The following is a 22,425-nucleotide window of genomic DNA, read 5'->3' as shown; positions in this document are numbered from 1 at the left end:
CACACAGTGTTGCACGCACCGCGTGCACCGGCAAGTGCATCGGGTACCCTGAGCCTGGACGAGAGGGGCGAGATGACAGGCCGAAGGCGTTGGTCGACCGAAGACATCCTGGACATGGCGGCGGAGCTGCTGCGCACGAGCGACGCCGAGTCGTTCAGCGTGCGCAAGCTCGCCGCGGCGCTCGGGACCGACTCATCCAGCCTCTACCGGCATTTCCGCAACAAGACCGAGCTGCTGCGCGCGGTCGCCGACCGGATCCTGGCGGCCGCGATGGACGGCTACCACCCCGAGGGCGACTGGAAGCAGCGCATCACCGCCACAGCCCTGCGCCTGCGAGAGGCCTTCGGCCGGCACCCCCAACTCGCCGCGCTCTGGGGACGCTACGGCTCCGGCGGCACCGGTTCCCGGCTGGTCATGGAGGAGGTGCTCCAGGCCTTGCGGGCCTCAGGCCTGCCCGATGAGGAGATTCCGCGCCACTACCACCGGATCGTGATCCTGCTCGCCGCGCTGATCGCCTCCGAGGCCGGCATCGACACCCTCACCCCCGGTGAGTACGAACAGGGCATCGAACAGTTCCGCGTCGCGGTCCTGGGCGCCGACCCAGACCGCTTCCCCGCCCTAGCCCACTTCGCCCGCGAGATCCGCCCCCTCGGGGCCGACCGCCGAGCCGCCTTCGAAGAGATCCTCGCCGCCCACCTCGCCCGGATCCAGGCCGCAATTCTCTGACCCGGAGGTGCGTCGGAGTCGTCCGCCCCAAAACTGCGAATCCGGCGCCAAGGATTCACCGCAGCCGACTTCCCCTCACACGGCCGACGAGGTTCCGCCCATACCGCTGACCGAAGTGACCAGCGCTGGACGACGAAAGATCAACTGGCCGTATCCATCCGAGGCCGACCGAACGCACCGTAATGCCGCATACCGCGCTGACCGAACCGGCCGATGCGGGGCGCCGGCGGCCGGAACCTGGTGCGTCGCAGAACGTCCGCAACTGCCGATTCCAGGATGTCGTGGGGGACTCGTAGGGTTGGCTGGCCGAGTTCGAGGGATGGGGTGGTCGTGGCCGAGACGGTTACCGGGCTGACGCAGGAAGACAGCGGAACCATCGGGTTTGTCCTGAGCTGCTTGTTCGATCAAGCCATCGACATGCCCGAGCTTCGCAGGTGGTGCGAACACGTCGTCATCACCAACGAGATGCAGAACATCCCTCAGTACATGTTCGATCTAGTCAGTGTTGATGATGAACCCGCCCGAGTATCAGAGATCATCGAGTTCGCTCCGAACGGGATTCCGAAACAGGAAGATAATGCCTTGTACGGCATCGCTTTTCAGCGAGGGAGGGACGTGTTCGACCCGCCGCTGAGCCGAGCCGAGGCGAAGCGGGCGCTGGTGACCAGACCTGATGTGCTCCAGCGCTTCCGTGATGTCTTACCGTTTATCGAGCTGACCACGTAGCCATCTGTGACGCGCGATTGTGCCGCATCCCTGCGCGGCCCGCAGCGGCCAGCGCGACCTAGCTGAAGATCAACGGCCCCGGGTCATCTCGGGGCCGTCGTGGTGCTCGCTCATGCCGATTATGTGTTGATCTCGCCACCGGTGTAGGTCGCCGAACCACAGCCTTCGTGGCTTCTGGGCCGGGTTCCGCGTCCGGTCGAGAGCATCGAATATGGTTCGCGCATGTTTCTCATGTGGCGAATCACGTATTTCAGAGCGGCCCTTCAGCAAGCGCCCTGGCGTGTCGCCGTTCGTGGGCTGGTGAGTTGGATCGTGAGGGTCGGGGCACCGGCGGTGGTTGTCGGACTCGCGTTCACGGTCGGGACGGTCGTATCGGACTCCGCCGCAAAGGGACTCGTGATCGGGTTCTGGGTGGTGCTCGCGGTAGCGGTCGTGCTTGTCGCGGGTGGGCTCTGGGCGTGGCGGGTCAGTGGGCTCGTCGACAAGGAAATCAGGGCGCGTTATGGCGTGCTGCGGGAGGTCGAGTCCGCACGCCTGCTGGTGCGTCCGCCGGTGCCGCAGGACGCGGTCGCGCTCGCCGCCACGATCGATGCGGAGATGCTCGCCGGGAACGGGTGGACCGAACGCAATGCTCGGGTAATGGTGAAGGCCGTCGGGGCGGGGCACCCGACTCCGGGGCTTCTCGTGTTCGAGGCGAGGTCGGACGGGGCTCTGGTAGGTGGCGCGAGCGTACAACCGAGCGACAGCGACGAATCGTCGCGAACTCTCGGCTGGTGGATCGGGCCACAGCATCGCCGCGCCGGTTATGCGAGCGAAGTGGTGGCCGCGCTGGTCGAGGCGATCCACGACGCCGGTTTCCCTACCGTCGAGATCGGAACGACCGAGTCGAATCTCGCGGTGCAGCGCATCTGCGACAGGATCGGTGCGACGGAAAGAGATCGGCGAGCGCAGCCGTTGCCGAACGGATCGGTCGTCCCGGGAATCTGGTACGAGCACCGGCAAGTGACTGCGGACAAGCCTTGAGCTGGCCGAGTTCTCGGGGGGTCGCCTCGGACTGATGAGATACCTCTTCGGATGGTCGAAATCATCTCGGTGCGCCCAACGCACTATTCTGCCACGTGGCGCGTTGTTCGGATCGGTCGCGAAGTACATGGGTTGCCGTGGTGGCGAATCGACTGGATGATCGACCGGTGATCACATCGGATTGCTGCTCGGAGTCACCCGAAATGCCCTCCGTGACAGTCGGTGTCGCTATCATCCGATACCTCAAATGGTCGGACAAGGTCGGAGAGGAAGGCCGCGGCTACTTCTTCGTCTACGGCACGTACGACCCCGCGAACGGATGGATCGATGGAAAGGACGAACTGGGAGCGCCTTGGTGCCATATCGGGCTCCGAGACACTGAGCCTTTTCATCCTTGTCGGGCGGCTTGAAGTTCGCGGTTCTGTAGCACGTGGATCGGCTTGACGAGTCATCCGGCCTTGTCGGGGCGGCAGCGGAGTTTCCGCAGTACCCGCCATGTTTTGAGCTGGGCGTTCGCTCGTTCGCCGCAGCCACGCAGCTTCGCATGAGCACGATTGGCGACCTCCTGCGATTCCGGCTTGTTCCTGCCCTTGTACGGGGTCAGCAGCGTGTCTGCGCCTTGATATCCTTTGTCGGCCAACGTGATCCAACCAAAGTCATCGAGGCACTACAGAGGGCGGGGATCGCCTTCGGGCCGATGCATCTGCTCACCGCGCCGGGACGCAAGAGCGGACAGCCGCGCACCGCGCCGATCGCCGTCGTGCCTATCGACGGACAGCGCTACATTATTCAGGCCTACCCGCAGGCGGCCTGGGTGGCCAACGCGCGCAACGCCCAGACCGTGACGCTGAGCCGGGGACGACGTGCCGCTACGGTTCGCCTGGTGGAATTGCCTGTGGAGGAGCGCCGGCCGCTGCTTCGTGAGTCGCGAACAGTCCAGCGCGAGTGGCACAGCTGTTCGTCAGGAGCGGTCTCGCGGCGGAAGCCACCGCGGAGTCAGTTGCGGCCGCAGCGGATCGGATCGCAGTCTTTCGGGTCGAATCCGCCTGACAGCGCAGCAGGCAGGGCATCCGAGATCGCTACCAGCAACTCGGATGCACTCTCATAGCCGCATACCGCGCTTACCGAACCGGCCAACGCGGGTATCGGAAGATCAACTGGCCGTGCCGATCCAAGGCCAGCGGAACATCCGCTACTACCGATTACGTTGCGTCCGCCAGTGATCGATTCTTGGGTGTGGGTCGCGGGCCCGGCGCCGACCGCACTAACCAAACCTGCCAGTTCGGGGAGCTTGGATCTTCGCGCAGCAGGACGCACACAGCGGGCACGCCGGAACCACGCGTATTACGTCCCGTAGTAGAAGACGGCTAGTATGGTCGACGTGCTGGACAAGCGGAGCGGAACTGTCCTGGCCGTGGTGGCGCTGGGCGCACTGACGATGGCGGCGTTCGGGTGGCATGCGTGGAATCAAGGCCCGGCCGGGGACTCGATCGACAACAACATCGGATACCTGCTGTTGTGGCCGTTATTCGCTGGGCTTCTGGCGTGGGGACGGATCCGATTCCGGCAGCTGGAACGTGATTCCGCCACTGCGGTGCGGAACCGGTTCCAGGACAACGTGACTCGAGAAATCACGAGCGAACTGCTGCCACTCCGTTCGAACGGCCCCGATGACCCCGATCCCGCGATGGACGCATACAACCGCTATCTGGCCGACCTCAATGCCCGCGAACTGCGCCACCATCTGCGCGCGGCCGGCCTGGATATCTCCGACTCGCCGCGCTAGACCGCCCCGCCGACGACTCAATCCGATGTGGGCACGGCTCACTCGCCTCAGAGGCTTCCAGCGCGGGCCGCTCAAAGCTGGATGTAGCGAGCAAGAGTGCGCGCTCATGCCGATTTTCGTGCGATTAACGAGTCAGCAGTGGCAGTAACGGCGTCAGATGACAGCGAAGAGCCGTATTCAACTGTCCGGTATTCGAGGATGGTCAGCCGGGCAGGCGTGCGGGGCGGTAGCCGCACCGAGGTACGGTGCGGCTACGCGAAGCGTTCGGGGTGGCGGTTCGCTTCTGACTCCAGCCACGGCACGACGGCCTGGACGAAGCTGTCGGGGTTGGTCATGGGGCGGCCGTTCATGCACGCGACGAGATGACCGACACCGAGAAGGTCGTCCCAGATGCGGGCGCGGTGAAACACTTCGGTGGGAACGGCACGGCGGACGGTGTCCCACCCGTGCCAGGCCATCATCGCCGCGTCGAGGGCAGGGTCGCCGGGCATGGCCAGGTCCTAGTCGAGGATGCCGAGCAACCTGCCGTCGGTCGACCAGTGGACGTTGGGGCCACAGAGGTCGCCGTGCACCAAGGCATCGGGGACCGGTTCCAAGGCGAGGGCGGCGTCGAGCCGACGCAGGACCTCGGGCTGCCACCGGACCGGTAGGCGGGGAACGATGTCCGCGGTGATGATCTCCGACCAGTGGCGGCCCTGAGTTCGGCTGTCGAGCACGGTCAACAGATCACTGTCGAGAGGCACGGAGCGGACAGCCGACAGCACCTCGGCGATCTGGGCGACGGAGCCGACACCTTCGGGCAGAGCTGCGCCGTCGATCCACGAGACAGCAACAGCGGCCCGGTCGCCGAACATGGCGACAGAGGTCAACGGCTCCGGAACCCGAAACGGCAGGCCCGCGCGGGCCAACCGGCGCAACACTTCCACCCGCTGTGGCATCGCGGCAGCAGCCAACGGTCGCTTGCTGACCCGGACGGCGGCGACATCGGGGATCAGCAGCACGTCATGGATGTTGCCGTCGGCCGCGAGGACGGCCCGATCGAGGCGGACACCAGGCAGGAGAGCCGCGGCGATCTCCAGCAGGTCATCCACGCGCTTCCCCTCTACGGCGGATCGGTTCGCGGCACCCTCCGTGGGGGTGGACGAAGGTGCCGTTACCCCGAGTGCTGGTCCGGTACTGCGACAACGGTAATGGGCGACCACGACAGGACGAGCAGCTGGTAGCCGAGTCCATCGGAGAACCTGCCAGGCTGAACGCACTATTCTGCCGCTGACCGCGCTGACCGCCGGGCATCGGAAGATCAACTGGCAGAGCGCCGTACGACCGCCGGCAGTGCGCGCTCATGCCGATTAGCGATCGATGATCAGGTTGCCGAGGTACGGGCGCTGAGATCTTAGGATGGCTCGAGAACGATGAGGAGCCGGTTGTGTCGGACACGTTCGTTGTTGCCGCTCGAATTCCTATGAGGCGGGCGGAATTCGAGCAGTGGCTGGAGACACCGGCGCCGGGCCCAGAGGCCATCGAGAATCACGGTGCGATGTATGACGGGTGGTTCTGGGACGGGAAGACACCGGATTGGCGGCAGGCCGAGCGGGGGCTGACGCCACGGGAGCATTTCGCCGATTGTTTCGGAGAGGACACCGGCGGACTGACTTATGTACTGAGGTATCGGGAGGGGGCGCTCGAGGCGTATCTGATGCACTTCGGGTTCTGTGAGTCGAACATCTATACCGCGCTGGTAATGCTCTCCGCGGCGGGGCCGTCGAGCTCGGAGGGGACGCCGAGCGTGGTGTTGTTCTGGGCCGAGACCAGCGGGTCGATGTTCGCAGCCGATTCGGACGCCTGGCTGGCGACCCTGTCGGTGGGTGTCGATGGGGCGCGCTTCGTCGCCGACCTCGATCTCACGGCGACGGTCGCGGAGCTACGGGCGGCCGAGGCGAGCTACTTCGATTTGCTCGCCCAGTTGGCCGAGGTGGAGGAATCGGTTGGCGCCGAGTGCGAGTCGAGGTTGGCGACGATCGCCCGCGATCCAAGGTATGTGGATGCGGCGGTCCTCGCCGAGCGCTGAACGGGGCGCGGTGTCCTTGCATGGCACGAGGCCGCATCGAGGTAAGTGCCCGACCTGGCGAACGGGCTGACATGGCGCTGACCGCGCTCACCGAACCGGACAGCGCGGCGCCGGCCGAAACCCGTTGCGCCGCTGGACGTCCGCTACTGCCGATGAGCGGGTACATCGGACCGATCTCAAGCGAAGGCGAGTTCTTGAAGGTAGAGGTACCAGGGGTCGGCCAACCACCAGGCCCCGCCCCAGGTCTCGTGAGGGCCGTGGATATGCGAATACCGAGGGCCCAGTGTCACAGTGCTGATGAACTCCGCGACGCTGCCGCACCGGAGAACGAAGCCGCTGTCCAGGCCGTGCCGGAAGTACAGAAAGTCGAAGATGAACACAGCTTCGGTATCGAGGTCGAGAACGATCGATTGTTCCTGCGCCCGACCGATGGTCAGTGTGTTGCCGGGATCGATGACTTCGCCTGCCGAGTCGATCAGACGCTGGGGCCCAAAAAATTGGTGCGCGTTGAACTCCAGGTCGCCGAACTGCGGTTGATCGGCGAGGGCTCTGCAGGCGGCCGAGACTGGTTTTGAAGGCATCGCCAAGCGGGCGGATTCTTCTCCGGACTTGACTGAGTTCGCGGTCGGCGGAGTGACTTTCGCGTTCTCTGTTCGAACTCCTGCTGGTTGATGACAGGGATCCCGAGTTCGGTGGTTGCGGATCGTGAGGTACTCCTCGTCTGTCGGCTCATCCGCGACAATGCTTCTCGTGGGAACCTTGTGACATTGGCCGAATGGCCGACACGACCAGGCGTGACCGCCTCGGGACGCGTGTGCCTACCTGTATCCACCGCCGCATGACATTTGGCCGCGACTGATCGCACCGCCGGTCCACGACATCGCCTCGGCGAGGCTGCCGCCTTCTCCGACGAGCTACTGCCCGGTTTCCCGAATCTGAACTTGGGCAACCGGGTTCCCGGACTGGCGAGGATGCGTACTCATCTGCCGCGAGTATTGCCCGCAGCTCTGCGGCGCAGTCTGACCTGGGACCAAGGCCACGCGCGGCTCAGTTGCTCGACAGTCGTAGGCAGCGGCGAGTCGGCTCGAATATTGGGCTGCCGGGGACCGAACGCTCCGGGGTGTGGCGGGTTACGCGTCGCGAATGCCGACGTTGAGGAGGTGCAGGGCTGCGTCGACGGTGGCGGCGACGAGGGTGTCGTCGAGGGGGCCGGTGGCTGGGAGCATCGCGTGCAGCAGCAGGGGGCCGGTGAGGATGTCGGAGATGACGGTGGGATGAGTGAACGGTGGGATCTCGCCGCGGTCGACGGCGCGTTGGAACATTGCTTGTGTTGATCGGCGGCGTGGCGCCATGAAGGCTTCGTGGAACAACGCACTCCATTGCGGGTCGCCGCTGATGTCGCCGAGCAGGCCGGCGATGCCGGCGGCGACGACCGGGGTGCGGAAGAACTCGACCTGTAGGCGTTGCAGCTCGATCAGGTCGCCGCGCAGGGTGCCGGTGTCGGGTGCGGGATCGGTGCCGAAATGCCCGGCCAGGGCGCTGGCGATCAGGGCGACGCGGCCTGGGAAGCGGCGGTACAGCGCGGTGCGTGTGGTACCGGCGACGGTAGCGACGCGGTCGATGGTGACTGCGCTGTAACCGTCTGTCAGCAACAGCTGTTCGACGGCGGTGGCGATGGCGGTGTCCAGGGCCGTATTGCGGGGGCGGCCCATCCCGGCGGATTTACCCTTGTCAGACATACGCTACGGATTGTATCGGATTATCTCTTGCCAGACATACGCTACACAACGTAGCGTATGTGCATGGGTGAAATCTGGATCATCGGCGCGACCGGCCGCGCCGGGCGAAACATCAGTGCCGGATTACGTGCCGGTGGGCATCGGATCGTGCTGGTCGGCCGCAATGCTCAGCGGCTGGCCGAGGCCGCCGCGACGATCGAGGCCTCGGGCGGGGTACCGCCACGGACGCTGGTCACCGATGATCCGCTCGCCGAAATCGCTGCGGGCAGACCGGACGTCGTCGTCAACACGGTCGGGCCGTTCGGTACGACGACGGTCCCGACCGCGCAGGCTTGTGTGGTCGCGGGCAGCCACTATGTGGATCTGGCCAACGAATTCCAGCCTGTGCGTTCGTTGTTGGAGATGGATTCCGCGGCCCGGGCCGCGGGGTCGACACTGGTCACCGGTGCGGGATTCGGCACCCTGGCCAACGAGGCGCTGGTGTACGAGCTGTGCGCGGGGCGCCCGTCCCCGATCCGCGTCCGGGTGGCGGCGATGCCCGTCGTGGATGGCCTGGGACCGGCGGTGCTGGCCAGCGTGGTGGATGCGGCGGCGACCGGCGGGCTGATCTACCGAGACGGCCGCCTTGTGCGGACCCGGCTGGGCGCTCACTTGCGACGCATTCCGCTGCCCGACGGCACGACGCGTGCCACGGTGGCGGTACCCACCGGCGAGCTGGAAGCCGCACTCCGAGGCTCGGGCGCCGGTGACGTGATCGCGACCTCCAGTGAGGTCCCCACCGGCCGCATGGCTCGGGCCGCGCTACCGATCGTGGGCGCGATACTGAGGGTAGAAGCATTGCGGCGCACCGTGATCCGACTCATCGACCGCTGGCAACTGACACCACCGGCCACGCCCGGTGAGGTGTCGTGGGCATACGCATCCGCAGAATGGGAGGGCGGGGAAACACGCCAGGCGTGGTTGCAGACCGGTGAGGGTTATGCGTTCACCAGCCGTGTCGCGGCCATGGTCGCGGCCCGGCTGGCCGAAGGCGATGCCCGCCCCGGTGCGTTCACCCCCGGCGCATTGTTCGGCGCCGACCTCGCCCGATCGGCGGGCGCCACGATCACCCTCGACTCGACCACGAAGGACCTGCGATGACCGACACCACCCGAGAGCACGTGCGTATCCCGGCAGGTGCAGACACCGAACTGGACTGCTGGCTCTACCTCCCATCGTCACCGGCGCCGCACCCGACGGTGGTGATGGCCCACGGCATCGGCGGAGTCAAAGCCGCCGGCTTGGCCCCGTTCGCGGAGTTCTTCGCCGACAACGGCTTTGCCGCCCTCGTATTCGACTACCGCCATTGGGGCCGATCCGGCGGCACACCGCGCGAACTCCTCTCGATCCGCCGCCAGCGAGAGGACTACCGCACCGCACTCGCCTGGGCACGTCGCCACAACTCGCTCGACAACGACCGCCTGTTCATCTGGGGAACATCCTTCGCCGGCATGCACGTCCTCGAGATCGCCGCCACCGATCCGGCACTGGCCGGAGCCATCGCGCAATGCCCCCTCGTCGACGGCTTGGCCGGGATGGGGAATGTGGCTCCACTGCGGGCGCTGCGCCTGACCGCTACCGCAGTGGCAGACGCGCTCTCGGGCGTAGTCGGCAACCCGCCGAAATACCTGCCGCTCAGCGTCGGCCCCGACAGCCTCGGCGTGATCGCGACAAACGACTCACTGACTGGACTAGATCGACTCACCCCAACCGACGGCGAGCCCTGGCCCAACCGCATCACCGCGCGATCACTGCTCGACATCGCTGTCCATCGCCCCGTCCGAACTGCTCACCGAATCCAATGCCCCCTGCTGATGGTCGTTGCCGAATCCGACACCATGGCCCCCACCGGACCCGCCACCCAGGCCGCCGCACGAGCGCCCCGCGGCGAGCTCTACCGCAGCCGCGGCGGGCATTACGACGTCTACGCGGGCGGGCTCGACCACCCCGACGTGCTCCGCGTAGAGCTGGAATTCCTCACCAGACACGCCGCCCACCACACCCGATAACCACGCCGATTCTCCCCTCAACAGCTGCAGCCCAACGCAGTGGCGACTGTTTCGGCCATCCCGGTTTACGGCGGCCGAGGATGATGCGGGCGTCATTATCGGCCGCAGTCGTAGCCCACGATTATGGAGTGTCCGTCACTCGAGATCTGCTGCACTGCAACACGGACCACGTCACGGCCGCGGTACCGCGTCTTCCCTGACCGGGATTCGCTGGTGCTCGCGGTGGCCCAGCGCTGCCATGAGGAACTGGTGGGCGTCAGCGACGTAGCGGATGCCGGCAGTCAGGCGGTTCGGCCCGGTGAGGGGTGGACCTTCGGCCCTGCCGCGAGGCGGTCCCGAAGACGACGATGTGAAGAAAAGAAGGGGGTCCGGTCATGAGCCGGATATCGAGGCTGAGCCGCGGGAACGGAGAGGACGCGGTCTGCCGGACAGCGCACGGAGGCGGTGAACGAAATGGCGCAGCAAACGACGACATCGACAGAGAAGATCGACGTAAAGGGCGGCCACCTTGTGGAGAGGGTCAAGGAATTGGTCCATGAAGGCAACGTTCGTCGGATCATCATCAAGGACTCCGACGGCAAGACCGTGATGGAGGTACCCGTGACGGTCGGTGTGGTCGGCTTCCTCCTCGCGCCCACAGTGGCCGCGATCGGAGCGCTCGCCGCGCTCGCCGCGGACTACTCGATCGAAGTCGAACGAGAGACTCCCGACTCGACGGGGACCGGCATCACTGCGCCGGCATAGGAAATGCGAGCGGTGGCTGGAGGTGGATGATGCCGACTCGTTCCTCCAGGGTCTCGGAACCGCGGCGGCTGTCTAGGTCACGAGGAAGGGACGTGAGGTCATGGCCGAGACCCGTCTGCTGGAACGGGTGACCGCTTCGGATCTGTTCCTGCTGCTCTGGGACGACTACGGCTGGTCCACCGACATCGGCGGGCTCGCCATTCTCGACGGCACATGCCTGCTCGACGAGGCCGGCAGCGTCCGGCTCGACGCGGTCCGGCGACACCTCGAGCCGAGAATGCACTTGGTGCCTCGCTTCAGGCAGCTGCTGTGCCGGCCTCGGCTCGGGCTGGGCTGGCCGCTGTGGATCGACGCGCCCTACTTCGACCTCGCTGAGCACATTCACGTCCAAGCGCTTGCCGCGCCCGGCGACCAGGGCCAGTTGCTGCAGATATGCCAGCAACTGGCTCGGCGACCGTTCGATCCCTCCCGGCCGCTGTGGGAGCTGTGGCTGCTGCCCGGCCTGCCGGACCAACGGGTCGGCGTGTTCTTGAAGCTGCATCACGTCCTCGCCGATGGCCCGGCCGCGATGGCGGCCTTCGGGGCGCTGCTCGACCGGACCGCCGACGCGCCCGTCGAGGGTGCACCGCCATGGACGCCGGCACCCACCCCGTCCACCGGTGAACTGCTTCGCGACAACCTGCGACGCCGCCGACACGAACTGGGGCTCGGGTGGTCGGGCCTTGTCCATCCGAGCAGAACACTGCGCCTTGCGCGCCGCGCGTTGCCGGCCTGGCGGGAGGTGCTTACCGAAAAGCCCGCCCCACGAACCAGTCTCAACCACCCCGTAGGCCCCGAGCGCCGACTGGCCCTTGTCCGCGGCCGCCTCGACGACATCAAACTCGTCGCCCATGCACATCACGCCACGGTCAACGACGTGGTGCTGACCGCGGTTGCCGGTGGCCTGCGCCGGCTGCTGGCAAGCCGCGGCGAGGATGTTCACGGGCTCGTCCAGCGCGCGATGGTGACCATCTCCCACCACGAAGCGCGGCCCGGGGAAGCGCAAGGTAACACTCCCGGATGGATGATGGTGCCGCTGCCGGTCGGTGAGCCAAACGCGTTGTGCCGGCTCGCATTGATCGCCGCAGAGACATGCGCACGGAGGGACAGGGCTCGCCCCGAGGCGGGCAGCGGGATCTTCAGATTCGTTGCCGGCCAGCGCATCTGGTACCGGCTGTTTCCGCGGCAGCGGTCAGTGAACCTGGTCGTGAGCAACGTCCCGGGTCCGCCGATGCGGCTGTATCTCGCCGGCGCGCCGCTGCTGGAGGTGTTCCCCGTGCTGCCGCCCATGGGCAACCTGACACTTGTCGTCGCCGCCCTGTCGTACGACGGCCAGCTCAACTTCACTGCCGCCGCTGACCGGGACAGCTGCCCGGACGTGGAGGTGTTCGCCCGCGGGGTGCGCGATGCACTCGATGACCTCGAGCAACCGATCCTCGGGTCTGAGGCGGGCGATCGGGCTGGTGCCACGGAGTCGGTACCGACGCCTGACGCACCGGTTACCCCGCGTCCGTCGCCGCGGTGATCGATCCGCCTTATCGAGTCAACGATCCCAGCGGCAACGACGGGCACCTCGAGCGGAAGGTCATGAAGAATCGGCTGCGTCTTTGACGTTCGGGTCGGCACCGGGCTCGTGGGTGACGAGCGCGTGGCCGCACGTGAGTCTGCGCACGGCTGGTCGTGCTCAGCGCGGTACGCGTGCGCCGATGGCGTCAACGAGTCGTGCCTCGTGATGCAGGACGTCGAGGGCAACGAGTTCTGTCCGGACCGAGTGGCCGAGAACGTGGCACCTTCGCACGGATCCAGCGGCGCTCGGCACGAATATCCGCTCGTGTTGCATAGTGCGCGAAGCACGTGTCGCCCGCTGGGCTCGAAGAAGGTGGAAGGTGTGGGCCCGCAGTACAGTGCCGTGGTGGCTGTCACTGTGGAAACACTGACCGAGGTCGACGACGAGATCGTGGAGGCTTTCGACCGACTGCTGCCTCAACTGTCGGCAACGGCGAAACGATTGAGTCGAGAAGCGCTGGCACAGTTGGCCTCTGCGGAGTCGACAACCGTCCTGGTCGCGCGGAGCGATGAAAGGATTGTCGGGACGTTGAGCTTGGTGATGTTCCCGATCCCGTCGGGCATTCGAGCGCGAGTGGAAGATGTGGTGGTCGATGACTCGGCTCGAGGTCAAGGCATCGGTGCGGCCTTGATCGAGGAGGCCAAGACGCGGGCTGGTGCAGCCGGTGCGCGGACGCTGGATCTGACTTCGCGAGCTTCGCGCTCAGCCGCCAACCGCCTCTATGAGCGGCTCGGATTCCAACCACGCGAATCACGGGTCTATCGCTTCGCTCCGACCGATTGACCCCGTGCGGGCAGTCCGCCTGAACGCACTACTTTGCCGCATGCCGCACTGACCGAACCGGCCAGCGCGGGGCGCCGGCGGCCGGAACCAGGTGCGCGGGAGGTGGGGTATTCGCGAACGAGGGCCTGAGCTCCTACGCGTGTAAGTGCGCTGCGGCAGGCGGCTATGGACCGGCTCGCCCAGTTGTCCGCGCAGGGCAGCTTGTCCAGCGATCATGTCCGGCTGACCGCCGAGACGCTGGGCGTTCACCGAACGCACCGTGTGGCGGTGGATGTCCGCGCGCAGGTTGAGAACTCCTCCGGCGCAGCGGGGCTATCGTCGGTCGAGTTCGCGGCGATTCCCCACGGCCCTATTTCCGGAACCACCAAGGTCTTGGCCGCGGTGGAAGCTCGTACGATTCCGGTGACCTTTGCCGAACAAATTCCGCACGGTGAAATTTTACGTAATCAAAGGCTTCTTGGGCAGGCTTCATTGCGACGGCGGTGACGAAAATGAGAACTAGGACGACAGTAGAGTCCAGTAGTAGAAACATCCCTGACGCCGACGCCGCCCGGGAGATAAAGGCAAAAACGCTGCCCGTCAATGCGCCATAAAGCAGATAACTGGCCATTAATAGGCCCCGCTCGTGAGGAACCTTGTAGATCGCCGCCATCTGCGTCGCAAGATGCTCGACCTGGTCTAGAAGCACCGCACGCTGTCCGGGAAATCGGTCTCTATCAAGGTCCTTCACCAGGTCCAGTAGTTTCTTGATCCGCCAGCCTCGGTAAGTTCCGGGGCCGACTAACGCAGCGAGAAGGCCAACAACGCCAGCTATGCACGCACCGGCAACCGGTGGAACAAGCAGTTTCAGCCAGTCCATGCGGAAAAGGTAATTAATGCTGCAAAGGCGGGGCGTAAGGCGCGCCGACGGTGTGACCGCCTCACAAGAACGCCAGGTGGCTGGTGACGAATGGCGGAACACCAGCCACCTGGGCGGATTCATAGACTTCGACGCATCACAAGATCCGGTAGGTCGATGAATCTGAGCAGGTTGTGATGGCGTCGCGAAACGGCGCACCCCAGCCGATGGCGGTGACTGTGAATCGGATCCGGACCGCCTCGCCGCGAACCCTGCGGGCATCCGCATGCGCATCCGATGATCAGCCGGGCGCCGACGCGTAAGTCGAGGCGGTGCTCATTGAAATTCCTTGTGCGGGAGATTGGTTGGCGGACCGCTGTCAGCTCGGCGACGAGCGTGTCTGCGGACGACCGGTTCGAGACGTAGTCGACCGCGACCGCAGCGCCATCGGCGGCCGGCCGTCCCGCGATCGCGGCCCGATGCCGCGCCCGCCACCAGTAACCGGTGCTCGCTTGCCGGCCAGACGTGGAGAATCGCTCATGGTTCACTCCTCAACGAAATCGGTCGGACGAATGACTCGGCTGTGAGAGCAGGACGGTTCGGTGTCTATCCCTACGCTCGCTCGGAACGGGCCATCGCCGTGAGCGTCTTGACGTCGAAACCGCCGATCCCAAGGATCTGGTGGACTTCCCATGGGATTACTTCGAAACCGCGATATCCGCGGGCGACGAACGGTTCTCAGCGGCACAGCTCATCGAGTTCGGCCCTGGACATATGCCCGAAGACGATGATTCCGAGTTCGCCGTCGAGGCTCGGGCCGGAAAACAACACCTTGCCGGCCAGTTGATGCTCGCGCATCCAGGCCAGGTGATCGTCGAGGCTGCTGTCGGTCGCCGTGCCTCGATCGCCGAGCCACCGGTGCAACGTCAGGTACCACGTTTCAGCCTCCTCGGTACTCAGGTGTGACCCCTGTCAACGGTGCGCCGATTCACGCGTCGCAGACACCCCCTGGTGTCGGTGAGTGTCGGTAGCGTCGGGGGCCGTGGAAACTGGGGAACGTATACAAGAACTCGCGGACCGGATCGTGGCGCTGCGTGACGCCTACTACCAGGGTTCGCCGCTGGTCGCGGACGTCGAGTACGACGCGGTCGAGGATGAACTGCGTGGCCTGATCGAGGCGCATCCCGACCTCACGCCCGACCCGAATCCGCTGGAGCAGGTCGGCGCGCCCGCGGTGTTGCACGCCCCGATCCGGCACTCGCGTCCGATGCTGTCACTCGAGAAGGCGACCAAGCCCGAGCAGGTCGAGGCGTTCTTCGCCCGCTTTCCCGGGCAGCCGGTGGTGGTGATGCCGAAGCTCGACGGGCTATCGCTGGCCCTGGTCTTCGAGGACGGGCGGCTGGCGCGTGCGGTGACCCGGGGTGACGGCACCACCGGTGACGATGTGACCGTGCTGGTCCGTGCGCTGGTCGATGGTGTTCCCGAGCGCATCGACGTCCCGGGGCGGGTGGAGGTGCGGGGCGAGGCGGTGATGCTGCGTTCGACCTTCGCCGCCTACAACACCGCGCATCCGGACAAGCCACTGATCAATCCGCGTAATGCCGCGGCGGGCACACTGCGGGCGAAGGACCCGGCCACGGTCGCCGAGCGGCGCCTGCAGTTCTTCGGCTTCGACCTGGACACCTCGCCCGACAGTGCCGCGGTCGACCTGGAGGAGGGGTTGCGGGCGCTGGGCATCGCGGGTGCGCAGATGCGGCACTGCGCCGACGCCGAACAGGCGCAGACCGCGATCGCCGCGATCGAGCAGAGCCGCAACGAGCTGGACTACGACCTCGACGGCGCGGTGCTGCGGCTGGCCGACCGCGGCGCCTACGCGGCGGCGGGGACTCGGTCGAACTCCCCGCGTGGTGCGCTGGCGTTCAAGTTCGCCGCCGAGGAGAAGACCACGGTGCTCGACGACGTCGTCTGGGACGTCGGCAAGACGGGCAAGATCGTCCCGGTCGCCTGGCTCGAGCCGGTGTTCGTGGGCGGCACCACGGTCACCAAGGCCACGCTGGCCAACCAGGAGGTGATTCGCGCCCGCGACATCAAGATCGGTGACACGGTGCTGGTGCGCCGTGCGGGCGACGTGATCCCGTTCGTGGCGGGCGTGCTCGACGCCTCCCAGCGCACGGGCGCCGAGCGCGAGATCGTGCCGCCCACCGCGTGTCCGTCCTGCGGGCAGCCGGTGAGCGAGCAGGGCAACAGCCGAGAACTGTTCTGCACCAACGTTTCCTGTCCCGCGCAGACGGTGCGCAGGCTCATCCACTGGGCGTCGCGCGCCGCCGCCGACATCGATGCCATCGGGCAGGTGTGGATCGAACGCCTCGCCGAGGCCGGCATCCTGGAACACCCGTCGGACTTCTACACGCTGACCAAGGAACGCCTGCTCGAATTCGACCGCGTCGGCGAGATCTCGGCGCAGCGCATGATCGACTCGATCGACGCCAGCCGCCAGGTCGGCCTGCGCCGCGCACTGATCGGACTGGCCATCCCCATGGCCTCCGACGGCACCGCCGCGCGCCTGGCCCGAGCCGGGTTCGGCTCCCTGGAAGAGGTCGCCGACGCAGGCGAGGAACGCCTGGTGGCGGTAGAGGACATCGGCCCGAAAGTCGCTGCCTCCCTGGCCGCGCACCTCACCCGCCTGCGCCCGGAACTGCAGCGGCTCCGCGAAGCCGGTGTCAGCCTGGACGTTCGGGAGGAAGACCTTCCCCCGGTCGTCGCGGCCGGCGCGCCCCTGGAAGGCAAAACGGTCGTGATCACCGGCGCCATCAGCGACCCGCGCTCCGGTGAGAAAGTCGCGCGCCCGACATTCCAACGCCTGTGCGAGAAAGCCGGCGCGACAGCCTCGTCGTCGGTCTCGGCCAACACCGACATGCTCATCACCGGTGGGGGAGTCGGTGAGTCGAAGCTGGCCAAGGCGGAGAAACTCGGTGTCGCGGTCGTCGACCAAGCCGAAATCTGGAATCTGCTCATCGCCGCGAAGGTCGTCTAGACCCTCCCATTGCGGGCCATGCGCGCTGCAGCATTACAGGCCGACCGGTTGTGCCAGACCGGCGACCTCCAGTGCCTACCAGTGTTTTCGAAGTGCACGGGCGGACCGGATACGTGAAACTCGTTGGCACCGGCCGTACTTCGGTGCTGCCGGGAAAGCCCGGGCACTGCGCGCGGCACCGCGCAGGAAATACACACCCCTCGTGTCACCGGTGGCGGACTTCGGACTCCCGTCACCCCGGTGACTCTCCGTAGGACCTCCAGTGTCCAGCGGTAGCGCTGGGCAGCGCATGCAGTGCCAGGGCACCTACGGCCCGGACGCCGTCTCCGCAGCGTCCGGGCCGTCCCTGTCTACCAGAAGGCGGCGCGGGCCGGGCTCGGCTGGACTCGTCACGCCCCAGCAGAGCTGCAACGCTGTTGATTGCCCGACGATGCCCTCGCTTCTCGATCAGCCGGCCGTCGGTTCTGCCAGTCGCGGGAACGCGCATCATCCTGTGCACCCTTCTCGGCGGCAGTTGGGGCACCCGCCAGCAGGGCGGCTGCACTGTCCCGACCGGGTCGGCCGGCGACGGGTAGAACCCGCGAGGTAGTCGATCTGGCGCACCCTGCAGCCCGGCACGGGGGTCGAGCGTCGTCGTGGTGTTGAGCTTCTCCGAAATGGGAGCAGTCCCACCGGTTTCCGGCCGGGACTCCGAGGGGCCATCTCATTCTCACACTTGATCTTTGCGGCGTTCGAACTGTTCCTCAATCGACGAAACTCACCATTCCGCCGCATGCTGCGCAGTTGGAATCGGCCACGTGGTTCGGTCGGAAGGTCAACGCTCCGAAAACAACTCGCGTGGTGTTGGGTTGTCGCAGCGGACGGAAGGACCGCTTGCCCCGCTGGCGGGTCCGCGCGAGATCGACGCGCTGGGGGTGTCTGACCGGTGGGGCCGATCGTGCCTGCTGTTTGCCAGCGTCGGTCTGCTCTGTTACCAGGGCAGGGGTCTTGTCGGTGCAGTATCTGGGTGTGGCCGGGTGCCGGCTCTGCGTTGGGTCTTGGTGGGTGGGGTTCGAACCTACGCGGTCGTGACCTGCGGCTTTCCGCTGATACCAGCCTGAACTGGCGGCTGGTGGCCACGTAGCGGCCCGCCTGTGGCAGATGCGTCTCGTACCTGCGATCCGTGCGCCACGGTGGTTTGTCGGTGGGTCGCCGTAGAGTTGCGTTCATGAGCATTTCGATGTGTCGGGGCGCAGGCCGGGACGAATTCGGTTGCGCGGCCGGTGGTTCGGATAGCACTGTGTTTGTCGTAAGTGATTCGGACGAAGGGTCATGGGGAGTGGCCCTCCGGGGGAAGGAATGAATGTCATGAACCGCAATATGATTCGCGGGGAGCATCGCGGCCCGAGGTTCGCCAAGAGCAGTTTCAGTTACGGTGGCGGCGATTGCGTCGAGGTCGCGTACCACGAAGGCCGGATCGCATTGCGTGATTCCAAGGATCGGCACAGTCCGACACTGTGGTTCACGAAATCCGAGTGGCGAGCATTCATGTCAGGTGTGCGGGCCGGCGAATTCGATTTCGGCCTCTGACGGGAAAGGTGGTGTCGCAGCGAGTTCGCTGCGACACCACCACCCCCACGTGCGGCCGACCCCTCGACGGCCGCTGGAAACAGGTCAATTGGTTACGATGCCGTGGATTTCGTCCCGGAGTTCGGCGAGGAATACGCGGGCATCGGTGTCGAACACGGCCATTCGAGTCAAAGCAACCCAGCGGCGGCGATGGGCGTCGACAAGTTCGGGGCCGCGAGTGACCATGCTTCCCGGGATCGGTTCCGCCGAGGCGAGTGCGTGGTCCTCGTTCTCGTAGATGACGAAACCGTGCGGGATCGTGGTGCTCGCCTCGATATCCTGCGGAATCACCCCAATGGTGACCGTATCGAGGGTCTCGATCGAGATGATCCGGTCCAGTTGCGCGAGGAGCACGCGATGCGGGCCGGGCCGAAAGCGCAGGGCCGCTTCGGTGATCAGGAATTCGAAGCGCTTCGCGGGGTCGTACAGCACACGCTGGCGATCCAGGCGTGCGGCGAGCGCGGCCGCCAGAGCGTCGGGCGCATAGGGTGGATCGAAAGTGGCGAACACCCGGCGCGCGTAGTCTGCGGTCTGGAGCAGACCCGGCACCAGTGCGGGCTGGAAGTTCCGCACCACGTGCGCGTCCTCCTCGAACGCCCGTACGTCGTCCTGCAAGTGCGGGCGCTCTGCGAGTGAGGCCGCCCAGTCCTGCACCTCGGGCGAGTGCGCCGCTGCGGTGAGAGTGCGCAAAGAATCCTGAGAATCCGCTTCTGCCCCAACCGCTTTGGCCCAGTCGAGCACCTGCGGTAGCGGGGGAACCACCTGGCCGGCTTCGATCCGAGACAACGTCGACTGGCTGATTCCGACTCGCTTGGCCAACTCCCGCCCGGAGATTCCGGCCATGTCCCGCAACCGGCGCAGCTCCGCGGCCAACTGCTGGCGCGGGTGCGACTGGCGCGCAACGGAATTCGCGGCGGTTACCGCCGCCGCCACCGTCGCGCCCTCTGTCGGTTGATTCACTGGAACCATGATGATTCAGATCGAATCATTTTGATTCACCCGAGTCAAGGCTGGGCCGGTCGCAACGTGAATCAGGGCGTGTGGGATCGGACACATGAGCAAGGAGGACTGCGCCGAGGAGCTGAACCATTGGGAGAGCAGGCTTGCCGAAGATCCCGACTACGGCGACGCTACGGTCGACGCTTCATTGAGTGGCTGCGCGAATCGAAGGCAGCCGACAAAGACCTCATCGGCTTCTGGGGGTGGCTAGCGGCGACACAATCCCATTGGCGAACCAGCCGCGCCTGTCTGGGCAGCCGAAAGCGAGCACCCGCTGACCGAGCCGGCCAGCACGGGGGACGGAAGATCAACTGGCCGTGACCATCCGGGGCCGACCGAAGGCGCCGTGATGCCGGATGGCGGCCAGTTCGGGTCAATCAGCGGTCAGGGCGGTGAAGGCCGTGGGCCAGTCCACAGGGGCATGCCCGTCATACAGTTCGAAAGTCTTGCCTTGGGATTCGGGGTAGAGCAGGGCCGCGACCGCTGCCTGGGCGACGATCTCGCGGCTGACGCGACCGTCGCCGCGATCGCCCTGTTCGAGATGCACACCGGTGGCAGGTGAATTCGTGAGCCAGCTGGGGCGGACGATCGCATAGGGTGCGCCGCTGTTCCGCAGCGCCTGTTCACCGGCTCCGCGAGCGCGGATGATGCCTGCCATGTCGGGATGTTCGGCGGCGCGGGTGATGTAGATCTGGGAGATCAGAACAACGGGGATCTTCTGTGCGGCGGCCAGTTCGGCGAGCTGTCCGACTCCGATGTGCATCACCGCGTCGGCGGCCGCGTCATCCACGGGCGGCTCGACCGAGACGATGATGCCGTCGACGCCTGACAGCAACCGGGGATCGAGCGGGTTCGCCAGGTCGACCGCGACACTCTGCTCATCCCGAGGACGCCGGGTGCCGACGACCACCTCGTGACCGAGGTTGCGGAGCAGCTCGACGGCTTGCCGGCCGGTGCGGCCCGTGCCTCCGATTACCAGGTGCCTCATGAAACTCCTCTGTTGCGGGAAAGCTTGTCACCAGGGCAGGGGGTGGCCGTCGCGGAAGAAGCCCCCGGTGGGGCCGGAGTCGGGAAGGGTTGCGGCCCAGACGATTCCGGCCGCGCCCTCGGCGACCGGGCGGCCGCCGGGGCCGCCCATATCGGTGGCCACCCAGCCCGGGCAGATGGAGTTGACCAGGATGTGGTCGGAGCGCAGCTCGGCGGCCAGCATGCGGGTCAGAGCGTTGAGGGCCACCTTGGTTGTGTTGTAGGCGGGGGTGCCGCCGCCCATGCCGGTGAGGGAGGCGGCTTCGCTGGAGACGTTGACGATGCGGGGGTGGGAACTCTTGCGCAGCAACGGCAAGAAGGCATGGACCATGCGCCAGGGGCCGTAGAGATTGGTTTCCGCGGCCTCGTGCACGACCGCCAGATCCGCGGTCGCCGCGCGCTGCCAGGTGTCGTAGGTGATTGCGGCATTATTGATCAGGACATCCAGTCGACCGTGCACGCCTTCCACTTCCCGGGCCGCCGCCACGACACTGGCGTTGTCGGTGACATCCAGCAGCAACGGGAGTGCCCCCACCTCTGCGGCCGCGGCCTTCCCGGCTTCCTCCGACCGCGCACCCAGCAGCACAGTGAACCCGCGTTCGGCCAGCTGCCTGCAGACTTCCCGGCCGATCCCGCGGTTGCCGCCGGTGACCAGCGCGATATCGCTCATAATTGTCGATCTTGCCGCCGAATCGCCAAGCCGTCGAGTCGCTTTCGCTCAACCGGCCAGGAAGCCCTCGAAGCTTCGCGGATTCGACGCCCGGAATCGGCAGGCTCGATCAGCCGATCGGTGGTGCGAGGTATTCGAGCGCATAACCATCGCCGGAGGGGGTTACGCGGGCAATGCCGGGTGAGTCGAGGTGGGCGCCGGCTACGAAGTGGTGTGGTTGGGTCAGTTGTTCGAGGAGGGCCGCTCGCGCGGCGCGGGCCTGGGACTGGTTGCCGTCGAGCTCCCAGGACACGTTCGGCTGATCGAATTGGAGCGTGGGAACGTGAACGGTGTCGCCCCAGAGGAGAAGGTGGCCGGTGCCGCTCCTGACGTCGTAGACGGTGTGACCGGGTGTGTGGCCCGGTGTCGGGATCGCGGTGGTCCAGTCGTTGATCGCGACCTTCTCCGACACGGGTACGACCCGGTCGCGGATCGGCTCGAGCCGCCCGGTGAACACCGAGGTGTCGCCCGCGCCGATCCACACGCGCTCGAGTTCGGTGAACGCCTCTGAACCGTCCGGCGCGATCAGGCCGCTCACGTGGTCTTCGTGCCTGTGGGTGATGGCCACATCGGTGATGTGCGCGCGGTCGATGCCCGCTTCGTCGAGCGCGGCGTAGATCAATCCCATGGTGGGGTCGTGCCAGACGTTGGACGCGCCGGTGTCGATGAGAACCGACCGCGTGCCGTCGGTGACGAAGAAGGCGTTGACCGACAGCCGCAAGTTGTCGCCGGCCAGCGGCACGGCCGCCGGCAGCTCAACGAGCTCACGCCCATCCTCGTCGCGGAGCCGTGTCGGCGGCATGTCGATATACCCGTCTCGCAACGAGATCACCTGCAGATCGCCGAATTCGAACGTGGCATGGTGCTGGCCACTCGAGATCAAACGCATGGAACCTCCGTCGTGTTGGGCGCATATCCGTCTCCGATAGAAGAGTACATCTTCTTTAGGAGAAATCTACACT

Annotated in this window: 23 protein-coding genes and 1 pseudogene; 15 read left to right on the top strand and 9 right to left on the bottom strand. The window is 66.1% G+C overall.

From position 1 onward, the window contains the following. The first annotated feature begins 72 nt into the window (after positions 1 to 72). The 3 genes from AB0L60_RS39920 to AB0L60_RS39910 all read left to right on the top strand — a co-directional run bounded on the left by AB0L60_RS39920 (position 73) and on the right by AB0L60_RS39910 (position 2,475). Positions 73 to 726, top strand: a complete 654-nt coding sequence (locus AB0L60_RS39920; RefSeq protein WP_364625280.1) for a TetR family transcriptional regulator — start codon at positions 73 to 75, stop codon at positions 724 to 726. A gap of 330 nt (positions 727 to 1,056) precedes the next feature. After that, positions 1,057 to 1,452, top strand: a complete 396-nt coding sequence (locus AB0L60_RS39915; protein ID WP_364625278.1) for a hypothetical protein — start codon at positions 1,057 to 1,059, stop codon at positions 1,450 to 1,452. Positions 1,453 to 1,674: 222 nt separating this feature from the next. After that, complete coding sequence (locus AB0L60_RS39910; RefSeq protein ID WP_364625275.1) at positions 1,675 to 2,475, top strand: GNAT family N-acetyltransferase; 801 nt, start codon at positions 1,675 to 1,677, stop codon at positions 2,473 to 2,475. A 448-nt stretch (positions 2,476 to 2,923) separates the two neighbouring features. Here AB0L60_RS39910 and AB0L60_RS39905 read toward each other — a convergent pair. Continuing rightward, positions 2,924 to 3,082 (bottom strand): annotated as a pseudogene (locus AB0L60_RS39905) (IS5/IS1182 family transposase); the annotation flags it as partial. Here AB0L60_RS39905 and AB0L60_RS39900 point away from each other — a divergent pair. Both AB0L60_RS39900 and AB0L60_RS39895 read left to right on the top strand, forming a co-directional pair. Beyond that, a complete protein-coding gene (locus tag AB0L60_RS39900; RefSeq protein ID WP_364625272.1) occupies positions 3,020 to 3,583 on the top strand; it encodes a nitroreductase family deazaflavin-dependent oxidoreductase in 564 nt (187 codons plus the stop codon). The pseudogene AB0L60_RS39905 and the gene AB0L60_RS39900 overlap by 63 nt on opposite strands. A gap of 306 nt (positions 3,584 to 3,889) precedes the next feature. Beyond that, complete coding sequence (locus AB0L60_RS39895; RefSeq protein ID WP_364625269.1) at positions 3,890 to 4,261, top strand: hypothetical protein; 372 nt, start codon at positions 3,890 to 3,892, stop codon at positions 4,259 to 4,261. A 251-nt stretch (positions 4,262 to 4,512) separates the two neighbouring features. Here the strand turns inward: AB0L60_RS39895 and AB0L60_RS39890 are convergent, their stop codons facing one another. Both AB0L60_RS39890 and AB0L60_RS39885 read right to left on the bottom strand, forming a co-directional pair. After that, entirely contained in the window at positions 4,513 to 4,752 is a 240-nt protein-coding gene (locus AB0L60_RS39890) for a hypothetical protein (protein ID WP_364625267.1), read from the bottom strand. 9 nt (positions 4,753 to 4,761) lie between these two features. Then, complete coding sequence (locus AB0L60_RS39885) at positions 4,762 to 5,352, bottom strand: aminoglycoside phosphotransferase family protein (RefSeq protein ID WP_364625264.1); 591 nt, start codon at positions 5,350 to 5,352, stop codon at positions 4,762 to 4,764. Positions 5,353 to 5,687: 335 nt separating this feature from the next. Between AB0L60_RS39885 and AB0L60_RS39880 the strand changes: the two genes are divergently transcribed. Continuing rightward, complete coding sequence (locus AB0L60_RS39880; protein ID WP_364625261.1) at positions 5,688 to 6,329, top strand: hypothetical protein; 642 nt, start codon at positions 5,688 to 5,690, stop codon at positions 6,327 to 6,329. Positions 6,330 to 6,505: 176 nt separating this feature from the next. Here AB0L60_RS39880 and AB0L60_RS39875 read toward each other — a convergent pair whose 3' ends face one another. Both AB0L60_RS39875 and AB0L60_RS39870 read right to left on the bottom strand, forming a co-directional pair. Beyond that, positions 6,506 to 6,916 carry a hypothetical protein gene (locus AB0L60_RS39875; protein WP_364625258.1) on the bottom strand — a complete coding sequence of 137 codons (411 nt, stop codon included), beginning with the start codon at positions 6,914 to 6,916 and terminating at the stop codon, positions 6,506 to 6,508. 543 nt (positions 6,917 to 7,459) lie between these two features. Continuing rightward, on the bottom strand, positions 7,460 to 8,068 hold the full coding sequence (locus AB0L60_RS39870) for a TetR/AcrR family transcriptional regulator (RefSeq protein WP_364625255.1): 609 nt from the start codon (positions 8,066 to 8,068) through the stop codon (positions 7,460 to 7,462). 63 nt (positions 8,069 to 8,131) lie between these two features. On the opposite strand from AB0L60_RS39870, the gene AB0L60_RS39865 reads away from it, so the two are divergent. The 9 genes from AB0L60_RS39865 to AB0L60_RS39825 all read left to right on the top strand — a co-directional run bounded on the left by AB0L60_RS39865 (position 8,132) and on the right by AB0L60_RS39825 (position 18,690). After that, a complete protein-coding gene (locus AB0L60_RS39865) occupies positions 8,132 to 9,208 on the top strand; it encodes a saccharopine dehydrogenase NADP-binding domain-containing protein (protein WP_364625252.1) in 1,077 nt (358 codons plus the stop codon). Continuing rightward, complete coding sequence (locus AB0L60_RS39860; protein WP_364625250.1) at positions 9,205 to 10,116, top strand: alpha/beta fold hydrolase; 912 nt, start codon at positions 9,205 to 9,207, stop codon at positions 10,114 to 10,116. The genes AB0L60_RS39865 and AB0L60_RS39860 overlap by 4 nt, the downstream gene beginning before the upstream one ends. Positions 10,117 to 10,569: 453 nt before the next feature. Beyond that, positions 10,570 to 10,860 (top strand): DUF4342 domain-containing protein, encoded by a 291-nt coding sequence (locus AB0L60_RS39855; RefSeq protein ID WP_364625306.1) that lies wholly within the window; start codon positions 10,570 to 10,572, stop codon positions 10,858 to 10,860. Positions 10,861 to 10,960: 100 nt separating this feature from the next. Next, complete coding sequence (locus AB0L60_RS39850; protein WP_364625247.1) at positions 10,961 to 12,424, top strand: wax ester/triacylglycerol synthase family O-acyltransferase; 1,464 nt, start codon at positions 10,961 to 10,963, stop codon at positions 12,422 to 12,424. A gap of 387 nt (positions 12,425 to 12,811) precedes the next feature. Then, complete coding sequence (locus AB0L60_RS39845) at positions 12,812 to 13,249, top strand: GNAT family N-acetyltransferase (protein ID WP_364625244.1); 438 nt, start codon at positions 12,812 to 12,814, stop codon at positions 13,247 to 13,249. Between the two features lie 165 nt (positions 13,250 to 13,414). Continuing rightward, positions 13,415 to 13,735: a hypothetical protein gene (locus AB0L60_RS39840; RefSeq protein WP_364625241.1), complete on the top strand. Its 321-nt coding sequence runs from the start codon at positions 13,415 to 13,417 to the stop codon at positions 13,733 to 13,735. A gap of 1,033 nt (positions 13,736 to 14,768) precedes the next feature. Further along, positions 14,769 to 15,053 (top strand): hypothetical protein, encoded by a 285-nt coding sequence (locus AB0L60_RS39835; RefSeq protein WP_364625238.1) that lies wholly within the window; start codon positions 14,769 to 14,771, stop codon positions 15,051 to 15,053. A 76-nt stretch (positions 15,054 to 15,129) separates the two neighbouring features. Further along, positions 15,130 to 17,121, top strand: a complete 1,992-nt coding sequence (gene ligA / locus AB0L60_RS39830; RefSeq protein ID WP_364625236.1) for an NAD-dependent DNA ligase LigA — start codon at positions 15,130 to 15,132, stop codon at positions 17,119 to 17,121. 1,347 nt (positions 17,122 to 18,468) lie between these two features. Beyond that, positions 18,469 to 18,690, top strand: coding sequence for a DUF397 domain-containing protein (locus tag AB0L60_RS39825; protein WP_354851270.1), 222 nt, complete (start codon positions 18,469 to 18,471; stop codon positions 18,688 to 18,690). An 84-nt stretch (positions 18,691 to 18,774) separates the two neighbouring features. Here the strand turns inward: AB0L60_RS39825 and AB0L60_RS39820 are convergent, their stop codons facing one another. The 4 genes from AB0L60_RS39820 to AB0L60_RS39805 all read right to left on the bottom strand — a co-directional run bounded on the left by AB0L60_RS39820 (position 18,775) and on the right by AB0L60_RS39805 (position 22,352). Next, positions 18,775 to 19,698: a helix-turn-helix transcriptional regulator gene (locus tag AB0L60_RS39820; protein ID WP_364625231.1), complete on the bottom strand. Its 924-nt coding sequence runs from the start codon at positions 19,696 to 19,698 to the stop codon at positions 18,775 to 18,777. 403 nt (positions 19,699 to 20,101) lie between these two features. Beyond that, a complete protein-coding gene (locus AB0L60_RS39815) occupies positions 20,102 to 20,716 on the bottom strand; it encodes an NAD(P)H-binding protein (RefSeq protein WP_364625228.1) in 615 nt (204 codons plus the stop codon). Between the two features lie 27 nt (positions 20,717 to 20,743). Continuing rightward, entirely contained in the window at positions 20,744 to 21,424 is a 681-nt protein-coding gene (locus AB0L60_RS39810) for an SDR family oxidoreductase (RefSeq protein WP_364625225.1), read from the bottom strand. A 109-nt stretch (positions 21,425 to 21,533) separates the two neighbouring features. Further along, a complete protein-coding gene (locus tag AB0L60_RS39805; protein ID WP_364625222.1) occupies positions 21,534 to 22,352 on the bottom strand; it encodes an MBL fold metallo-hydrolase in 819 nt (272 codons plus the stop codon). Between the last annotated feature and the right edge of the window lie 73 nt (positions 22,353 to 22,425).

This window comes from Nocardia sp. NPDC051981 (genome assembly GCF_040680715.1).
In the GTDB taxonomy this organism is placed as follows: Bacteria; Actinomycetota; Actinomycetes; order Mycobacteriales; family Mycobacteriaceae; genus Nocardia.
The sequence above is the reverse complement of the archived record's forward strand: the minus strand, read 5'-3'. Positions and strand labels throughout refer to the sequence as shown.

What these genes read in the sequence shown, in the direction of transcription:
- AB0L60_RS39810 (WP_364625225.1), bottom strand. Translation starts at nt 21,424, where the DNA reads ATGAGCGATATCGCGCTGGTCACCGGCGGCAACCGCGGGATCGGCCGG.
- AB0L60_RS39825 (WP_354851270.1), top strand. Translation starts at nt 18,469, where the DNA reads ATGAACCGCAATATGATTCGCGGGGAGCATCGCGGCCCGAGGTTCGCC.
- AB0L60_RS39850 (WP_364625247.1), top strand. Translation starts at nt 10,961, where the DNA reads ATGGCCGAGACCCGTCTGCTGGAACGGGTGACCGCTTCGGATCTGTTC.
- AB0L60_RS39820 (WP_364625231.1), bottom strand. Translation starts at nt 19,698, where the DNA reads ATGGTTCCAGTGAATCAACCGACAGAGGGCGCGACGGTGGCGGCGGCG.
- AB0L60_RS39855 (WP_364625306.1), top strand. Translation starts at nt 10,570, where the DNA reads ATGGCGCAGCAAACGACGACATCGACAGAGAAGATCGACGTAAAGGGC.
- AB0L60_RS39840 (WP_364625241.1), top strand. Translation starts at nt 13,415, where the DNA reads ATGGACCGGCTCGCCCAGTTGTCCGCGCAGGGCAGCTTGTCCAGCGAT.
- AB0L60_RS39865 (WP_364625252.1), top strand. Translation starts at nt 8,132, where the DNA reads ATGGGTGAAATCTGGATCATCGGCGCGACCGGCCGCGCCGGGCGAAAC.
- AB0L60_RS39870 (WP_364625255.1), bottom strand. Translation starts at nt 8,068, where the DNA reads ATGTCTGACAAGGGTAAATCCGCCGGGATGGGCCGCCCCCGCAATACG.
- AB0L60_RS39805 (WP_364625222.1), bottom strand. Translation starts at nt 22,352, where the DNA reads ATGCGTTTGATCTCGAGTGGCCAGCACCATGCCACGTTCGAATTCGGC.
- AB0L60_RS39815 (WP_364625228.1), bottom strand. Translation starts at nt 20,716, where the DNA reads ATGAGGCACCTGGTAATCGGAGGCACGGGCCGCACCGGCCGGCAAGCC.
- AB0L60_RS39900 (WP_364625272.1), top strand. Translation starts at nt 3,020, where the DNA reads ATGAGCACGATTGGCGACCTCCTGCGATTCCGGCTTGTTCCTGCCCTT.
- AB0L60_RS39910 (WP_364625275.1), top strand. Translation starts at nt 1,675, where the DNA reads ATGTTTCTCATGTGGCGAATCACGTATTTCAGAGCGGCCCTTCAGCAA.
- AB0L60_RS39920 (WP_364625280.1), top strand. Translation starts at nt 73, where the DNA reads ATGACAGGCCGAAGGCGTTGGTCGACCGAAGACATCCTGGACATGGCG.
- AB0L60_RS39890 (WP_364625267.1), bottom strand. Translation starts at nt 4,752, where the DNA reads ATGCCCGGCGACCCTGCCCTCGACGCGGCGATGATGGCCTGGCACGGG.
- AB0L60_RS39860 (WP_364625250.1), top strand. Translation starts at nt 9,205, where the DNA reads ATGACCGACACCACCCGAGAGCACGTGCGTATCCCGGCAGGTGCAGAC.